General features: G+C 73.3%; 5 protein-coding genes (1 of these 5 running past the window's edge). 3 read left to right on the forward strand and 2 right to left on the reverse strand.

The features are described 5' to 3' along the window. The first annotated feature begins 527 nt into the window (after window positions 1-527). A complete protein-coding gene (locus BN1555_RS17095) occupies window positions 528-2,693 on the forward strand; it encodes an asparagine synthase-related protein (protein WP_107081087.1) in 2,166 nt (721 codons plus the stop codon). 240 nt (window positions 2,694-2,933) lie between these two features. Here the strand turns inward: BN1555_RS17095 and BN1555_RS17100 are convergent, their stop codons facing one another. Beyond that, window positions 2,934-3,713, reverse strand: a complete 780-nt coding sequence (locus BN1555_RS17100) for a TetR/AcrR family transcriptional regulator (RefSeq protein ID WP_093800198.1) — start codon at window positions 3,711-3,713, stop codon at window positions 2,934-2,936. A gap of 331 nt (window positions 3,714-4,044) precedes the next feature. Here BN1555_RS17100 and BN1555_RS17105 point away from each other — a divergent pair, with 331 nt between their 5' ends. Further along, window positions 4,045-5,385 carry an NAD(P)/FAD-dependent oxidoreductase gene (locus tag BN1555_RS17105; protein WP_093800199.1) on the forward strand — a complete coding sequence of 447 codons (1,341 nt, stop codon included), beginning with the start codon at window positions 4,045-4,047 and terminating at the stop codon, window positions 5,383-5,385. Between the two features lie 163 nt (window positions 5,386-5,548). Beyond that, complete coding sequence (locus BN1555_RS17110; protein ID WP_093800200.1) at window positions 5,549-7,219, forward strand: ATP-binding SpoIIE family protein phosphatase; 1,671 nt, start codon at window positions 5,549-5,551, stop codon at window positions 7,217-7,219. Window positions 7,220-7,305: 86 nt separating this feature from the next. Here BN1555_RS17110 and BN1555_RS17115 read toward each other — a convergent pair whose 3' ends face one another. Then, window positions 7,306-7,736, reverse strand: the 3' portion of a protein-coding gene (locus BN1555_RS17115) for an MFS transporter (protein ID WP_093800201.1). Its footprint extends 865 nt past the window's final position; the window shows 431 of its 1,296 coding nt (coding positions 866-1,296); the start codon falls outside the window, past its right edge; the stop codon is at window positions 7,306-7,308.

Genomic DNA, 7,736 nt, shown 5'->3' on the forward strand with positions numbered 1-7,736 from the left:
GGCCCGCGCAGGACATCGGTAAACCCAGCGTAGTTCTCCGCATCCCGACCGTTAAGGGGCGGTGTTCCGTATGGCGAGATTCGTGTAGTTACACGAACGCCCGTGCCCCGCCCCGTGCTCCGTGCGTGTGGCCGTGCGCCCGTCCGTGCGCTCTCCTCGGGCTCGTGTCGGAACCGCTTCCATGGGAGTCGCGTGGGTCGGCCCGCTGCACTGGATCCAGCGGGCTGGGGGACACCGCCGCCTTCATCCCCGCGGGTGGCGGACCGGTCCGGGAGGCGAACCGCGTCTCCCGGACCGTGCGTTCACCCGTGGCTGCGCCGCGCCCGCAGAATGGCCGAATGGCGCCTGTCGCCCAAACCGGCCGAAGTCCTGGGCGCAGCGGGTGCTTTGTCTTGCCCGCGCGCCTTCCACAGCCCCTCTCGTACGCCGTTGTCGTGGCAGCATGGTCCCGAAGCTACTTCTCGCAGCTGTTTCTCGGGGCTGCTTCGGTATGTGCGTTTGGTTGTCCACGGCCTGTGGAGGCGGCGATGCGGTGGTTGGTGGGGTGGAGCAGTGTCGCCGCCAGCTTCGGGGCGGTGGGTGCGGTCGGCACGGCCGGCGCCACCCCTGCCTCCGGCTCTCCCGGCTCCTCCGCCTTCTCCGACCACGAATCCCTCACCGTGCACCCGGTCGGCGCCCAGCTCCTGTGGGGTGATCCCGACCCCCTGTGGGCCGTCGGCGACTGGCGTCCCGACGAGGTCCGCACCCTCAGCGTCGACGCCTTCACCCGGATCGCCGTCCTCGGCTGCTGCGGCGCTTCCGACGAAGAACTGCGCGTCGGCCTCTTCGCGGCGCGCGGCGGCGCACTGCGGCACCTGACCGCGTGGTCCGGCAGTTACACCGCAGTCGTCCAGGTCGGCCGCCGCGTCACCGTGGCCGGTGACCTGGCAGGTGCCCGGCCCGTCTTCTACACGCCCTGGGCCAACGGCACCGCGTACGCCACCGCCGCGCTCCCGCTCGCCGACCTCATCGAGGCACAGCTCGACATCGGCCACCTCGCGGCGCTGCTCGCCTGCCCCGACGTCCCCGAGGCGCTGCGCGACGGCACGCCGTACGCAGGCGTACGGCGCATCCCGCCGGGGCACGCCCTCGTCCTGCGCGAGGGCTCGCGCGAGATCACCGGCTACGAACCGGTGGCCTCCCTCGCCGTCGCCGCGCCCCAGCTCGACCCGGAGCGCGCGGTCGACGACGTACGCGACGCCTTGGTCGAAGCGGTACGGGCCAGGCTCACCGCACCGCGCCACGCCCCCGAGACCCTGCCGCCCGACCCGGGTCCCGTCCCCGGCATGGGCCCCGCCGAGCGCCGGGCCGCCCGCGGCGCGCCCGTCCCCGGCATCGGCGCCGACCTCTCCGGCGGCAGCGCCTCCGCCACCCTCGCCCTGCTGGCCGCGGGCCTGCCGGGGCTGCCCGGCACGGTCCTGGGCCACGGCACGGGCGCGGGGGAGCGGCTGCTCGCCGTCACCTTCAACGACCTGACCGCCGAAGACCGGGGCAACAAGGAGGAGTTGGAGCGGGCCGGTGCCATCGCCGCCAACCCCCGCCTGCACCACGTGGTCGTCGCCGCCGGTGAGGAGGCCCTTCCGTACGCCGATCTGGACAGCGGCCCGCTCACCGACGAACCGGGTCCGTCCCTGGTCAGCGCCGAGCGCCACCGCCGCCGTCTCGCCGCGGGCAGCGCCGACCACTTCACGGGGCACGGTGCCCGCCAGGTCCTCGACGCCCACCCGGCCCGCCTCGCCGACCTGCTCATGGACCGCAGACGACGCGACATGCTGCGCCCCGTCACCGCGCTGGCCAAGGTCGAAGGACCCTCCGCCCACTCGCTCTTCGTCCCGCTGACCGTCTACCGCGCCGCCCGTCGCCTCGCCCGTACGCCGTACCGCGCGGGCATCGAGGAGACGGCGGGCCGCCTCATGGAGCGCCGCTTCGACGAACCGGGCGCCAGGGGCGGGGGCAACGGCGGCGCGGGCAGCGCGCTGGACGCCTCACTGGCCGCCCTCGCCTGGAGCAGGCCGGGGCCGGCCGCACGCTGGCTGACGGGTGAGGCGCTGGCTGAAGTATCGGTTCGCCTCCAGGGGGCGGCGACCAGACCCACGTCCGTGCAGCGCCCCGGTGAGGCCCGCGCGCGGGCCGCCCTGGCCCGCGCCGCCGCCGACCACCGGGTCTTCGAGCAGGCCGCGGAGGTCCGCAGCCAGCGTCTGCACGCGCCCTTCCTCGACAACCAGGTCGTACGGGCGTCCCGCAACCTTCCCGAAGCCCTGCGCGTCCAGCCGGGCGCGCGCGCCGCGATCCTGCGCACGGTCCTGTCCGGTGCGGGGATCAAGGACCTGCCGCCCGGCTGGGGCGCCACGTCCCACGCCTCTTCGGCGGCGGCCGCCCGCGCCGGCCTGCGCACCGCCGTCGGCGACCTGATCGCGCTCTTCGACGCGCCACTGCTGGCCGACGCGGGTCTGATCGAGGCCCGTGTCGTACGCAAGGCCCTGCGCGCGGCGGCCGAGGGCGGACCCGTACCGCTCGACGGGATCGCCGACCTGGTCTCCACGGAGCTGTGGCTGCGCCGCCTGGTGTCGCGCCGGGGCACGTGCTGGACGGGCACGGCGGCCCCCCGCCAGCGTGCGGTGGCCGGCGGAGTCCCCCCGCGCCGCGCACTCTGACCGGGGAAGCGCCCGCCCCGGCCGCGCCGCCCGCCGGACGTGCTGAAAAGCCGCCGCGGCCCGGGAAATCCACCCGGGCCGCGGCGGGAAGCCCTGCCCGAAGGGCCGGAACCGTCCGTCCTCCGGCGAACAGGCCGACCGACGGGCGAACCCCCATGAACGCCCACGAAGCCACGGAGCCGCGAAGTCACGAGACATGACCCCACGGGCCTGCGGGCCCCCGGACCCACGCCCACGCACCTACACGGGCCTGGACCGCAGGCCTTCCAGCAGGATGTCCAGCAGCCGGGCGGAAGCCGCCGCCTGCTGCGCCGCGTCCGGCAGCGAAGGCGCAGCCGTGGCGATCACCAGCAACACGTCGGCCACCGTCACATCGCCGCGCAGCTCACCGGCCGCACGCGCCCGGTCCACGAGCCGCCCCACGACCTCGAGCAGCGCAGCGGCACCCGCGTCGTCACTCCCGAGGCCGTCCGTCCCGGCACCGCCGTCGTCCGCGGGCCGCGGTTCGACCAGTCGCAGGTCCGGCGCCGCCGGCCCCGCGGCCTGCCGCTGCTGCGGCACCCGTGCCTCGTCCCGCGCCGGCGGCGACTCACCGCCGTCGCCGCCCTCCACGCCCACCCGCAGCACCTGCGGCGGCAGCAGCCGGCCCGCGCCGGACGCCACCGAAGTGCGCAGGAAGCGGGACAGCGCCGACCACGGCTCGTCCTCCTGGCCCAGGGCCGTACGCGCCTGATCGGTCAGCCGGGAGGTCTCCTCCTCGGCTATTCGGCGCACCAGTACGTCCTTGCTCGGGAAACGGCGGTACACCGTCCCGACCCCGACCCTGGCCCGTCGCGCGACGTCCTCCATCGGCGCCCCGTAGCCCAGCTCGCCGAACACCTCGCGAGCGGCCCGCAGTACATGCTCGAGATTGCGCTGTGCGTCCACACGCAGCGGCGCGGAACGAGATCTTCCAGACCCCGCGCGCCCGTTGCCGTCGGATGTGACGGCAGCCTGCCATTGAGAGTTTTGAATGTGCATCAGCGTTCCCCCGGTAATGATGTCTCCCCCCGGAGACTCCCCGCCCTGACAGTCGGCCGGGACCGCATACCCGGCCGCCCCGATGAGATACGAACATAGTTGAGCGCGCGTAGATTCAGAAGGGGGTAGTTCCGCCCGGAGCGCCCGCCCGATCGGAGTATGGGACAAAACCTTCCTGATCCGGTCGCCGCCCGTGCCCCGCCCACACCCCCTGACCTGCACACCTTCCGCATCGCAGCGGAATTCCCGCACCTCACGGAGCACATGACCTGCGGTCACACAATTTGCCGGGCCTGTGGACAAACTCCTGAGGTCGTTGCGTCATGGGACAGTGACAGAACCTGCGCGCATTCTCGTTGTCGGCGGCGGCTACGTCGGGATGTACACCGCGCTGCACCTCCAGCGGAAGCTGAGGAGCGGCGAGGCCGAGGTCGTCGTGGTGACCCCCGACCCCTACATGACCTACCAGCCGTTCCTGCCCGAAGCGGCGGCCGGCTCCATCTCCCCGCGCCACGTCGTGGTCCCGCTCCGCCGCGTCCTGGACAAGTGCAAGATCGTCATCGGCGAGGCGAAGTCGATCGACCACGCCAAGCGCACCGCGACCGTCACCACCCTCGCCACCGAGGAGGAGGGCAGCGGCGCCGCCGAGATCACGTACGACGAACTCGTCCTCGCGCCCGGCTCCGTCTCCCGCACCCTCCCGGTCCCCGGCCTCGCCGACTACGGCATCGGCTTCAAGACCGTCGAAGAGGCCATCGGCCTGCGCAACCACGTCATCGAGCAGATGGACATCGCGTCCACCACCCGCGACCCGGCCGTCCGCGACGCCGCCCTCACCTTCGTCTTCGTCGGCGGCGGATACGCGGGCGTGGAAGCGCTGGGCGAGCTGGAGGACATGGCCCGCTACGCCACCCGCTACTACCACAACGTCAAGCCCGCGGACATGAAGTGGATCCTCGTCGAGGCATCCGGGCGGATCCTCCCCGAGGTCGGCGAGGAGATGGGCAAGTACGCGATCCGCGAACTGCGCGGCCGCAACATCGACGTACGCCTGGAGACCCGCCTCGACTCCTGCGCGGGCCGCGTCGCCGTCCTCAGCGACGGCTCCCGTTTCCCCACCCGCACCGTCGTGTGGACCGCCGGCGTCAAGCCGCACCCCGTCCTCGCCGCGAGCGACCTGCCGCTGAACGAACGCGGCCGCCTCACCGCCACCCCCAGGCTCACGGTCGAAGGAACCGAACACGCCTGGACGGCCGGAGACGCCGCCGCCGTCCCCGACCTCACCGCGCCCGAGAAGGGCAAGGAGTGCGCTCCCAACGCCCAGCACGCCGTACGCCAGGCCAAGGTCCTCGCCGAGAACGTCCTGGCCTCGCTGCGCGGCGAACCGCTGAAGAACTACGAGCACAAATACGTCGGTTCCGTCGCCTCGCTCGGTCTCCACAGGGGTGTCGCGCACGTCTACGGCCGCAAGCTCAAGGGCTACCCGGCCTGGCTGATGCACCGCACCTACCACCTCAGCAGGGTGCCGACCTTCAATCGCAAGGCCAGGGTCCTCGCCGAATGGACACTCGCCGGACTCTTCAAGCGCGAGATCGTTTCGCTCGGCTCGCTGGAACACCCGCGAGCCGAATTCGAACTGGCGGCGGGCGGCAAGCCACCCAAGACCAAGTGACGGCTGTCAGTGCGGTCGGTCACACTGGACGTGTGACCATAGGTGGGCCCACATCTGCACAGAGTGACCCGCCGTAACGGCACAGCAGTTCCCGGCAGCCCCGGCGCCCCCGGCGTCAGCAACGCACCACCACGCACCGCGACACCATGAGGCTTGAAAGTCAGTGAACTTCACGCGCTGGAGCGCCCGTTTCCCCGGAACGCAGCGCCGCGCCGCAGCGCGGACCGACCGCGGCTCCGTCCCGGCGGCCCGCGGTGAGTACGGCCGGCGGTCCGAGCAGGCACCCGACGGGTCCGACGCGCCCGACGGCACCCCGCCGCACCCTCTGACGGACCTCTCCGTCCGCGAGGTCCTCGGCCGGCTCCCCGCCCTCGTCGCCCTGGTGTACGGCCCCGAGCACCGCGTCGCGTACGTCAACGACGCCTACGCGGCGGTCTTCGGCCCCCGCGAGACCGGCGCCCCCGCCGCCGTCGCCCTCCCCGAGCTGGACGAGCTCGGCCTGTTCCCGCTCCTGGACCAGGTCCTGCGCAGCGGAACGCCCCGTACGGTCAAGTCCCGCAAGGTGTCCAAGGGCGGCTCGTACACCATCACCTGCACGCCGATCGAGGTCCCGGGCGGCGCGGACGGGCACGGAGCCAGAGAGGGCGGCGTTCTCGTCTTCGCCGCCGACGTCACCGACCACGCGGAGGCCGCCGAGCGCCTGCGTGCCAGCGAACGCCGCCTGCGCGAGACGGCCGTGACCCTCCAGCGCTCGCTCCTCCCCCAGGAGCTGGAGCAGCCCGACGACCTGCGCATCGCCGCCACGTACCAGCCGGGCGGTACGGACGCGGCGGTCGGCGGCGACTGGTACGACGTGATCACCCTCGGCGCGGGCCGTACGGCCCTGGTCATCGGCGACGTGATGGGCCGCGGGGTGCGCGCCGCCGCCGTCATGGGCCAGCTCCGCACGGCGGTCCGCGCGTACGCCCGCCTCGACCTCCCGCCCCACGAGGTCCTGCAGCTCCTGGACGGCCTGGCCGCCGAGATCGACGCCAACCAGATCGCGACGTGCGCGTACGCCGTCCACGACCCCAACGAGGGCCGCCTCGTCTACGCGTCGGCGGGCCACCTCCCCATCCTCGTCCGCGACGAGGACGGCACGGTCCGCCGCGCCGAGGACCACACGGGCCCCCCGCTCGGCACCGGCGGCTGGATGCACACCTCGGGCACGATCGCCCTCCCGCCGGGCTCCACGGCCGTCCTCTATACGGACGGCCTCGTCGAGCGACGCCGCGAGGACATCGACGAGGGCGTCGCCGCCCTGGAACGCGCCCTGTCCGGCGCCACCGGAACGCCCCAGGTCGTCTGCGACCGCTTGATCCGCGCGCTGGGCGTCACCGCCGACCACGACGATGACGTGGCGGTACTGGTCCTCCAGCACCCCACCCGCACGGGCTCGGACGCGGAGCTCTTCCACAACGCCGCGCTGGACCTGCTCGGCGGCGTAGAGGCGGCCCCCCGCGCCCGCGCCTTCGCCACCGGAGTCCTCGCCTCCTGGCGCTTCCCGGTGGAGCTGTGCGACCTGGGCGTACTGGCCGTGAGCGAGCTCGTCGCGAACTCCCTCCAGCACGGCACACCCCCCATGCGCCTGCGCCTGCGCCGCACGGACCGCCGCCTGATCATCGAGGTGACGGACGGCGACGACCACCTGCCGCGCCGCCGCCGCGCCGAACCGGCGGACGAAGCGGGCCGCGGCATCTCGATCGTCGCGACGATCGCCTCGTCCTGGGGCAGCCGCCGCACACAGGGCGGCAAAGCGGTCTGGTGCGAATTCGCCCTCCCGCCCCTTCTCTGACCCGCCGGAACTCCACCCGAGGAACGAAAGGTGCGGGGCGGGGAAAGGAGCTCCCCGCCCCGCACCTGTTCACCTCACCACTCGGCTCACTGCTCGGCCGCGGCGAGATCCTTCACCGGCACGCCCGAGGCCACGACCCGCGACCTGGCCGGAAGCGGCCGGTCCTGCACCGCCGTCAACTGCCTGCCGAGCCGCAGCGCCAACCCGCTGATGCCCAGTGAGAAGACGATGAAGGTGAGGATGTACGGCGCGTGCAGCGAGGCGCCCATCGGCCCGCCCACCGCGGGCCCGACGGCCAGAGCAAGCTGCTTGACCAGAGCGAAGGCCGAGTTGTACTGCCCGACCATCGACTCCGGTGCCAGGTCCGCGACCAACGGCGCGAGGGTCGGCGACAGCATCGCCTCGCCGAGCCCGAAGAGGGCGTACGTCGAGATGAACGCGGCCGTGGCCATCGTCCGGCTGCCGTGCCCGAGACCGGCGTACCCCGCCACGATCCACGCGACGGCCCAGATCAGCC

Source organism: Streptomyces sp. Wb2n-11 (genome assembly GCF_001049855.1).
GTDB lineage: Bacteria > Actinomycetota > Actinomycetes > Streptomycetales > Streptomycetaceae > Streptomyces > Streptomyces altiplanensis.

Bases quoted from the DNA above. Each gene is read 5' to 3' on its own strand.
- BN1555_RS17100 (WP_093800198.1), bottom strand. From the start codon at position 3,713: ATGCACATTCAAAACTCTCAATGGCAGGCTGCCGTCACATCCGACGGC.
- BN1555_RS17095 (WP_107081087.1), top strand. From the start codon at position 528: ATGCGGTGGTTGGTGGGGTGGAGCAGTGTCGCCGCCAGCTTCGGGGCG.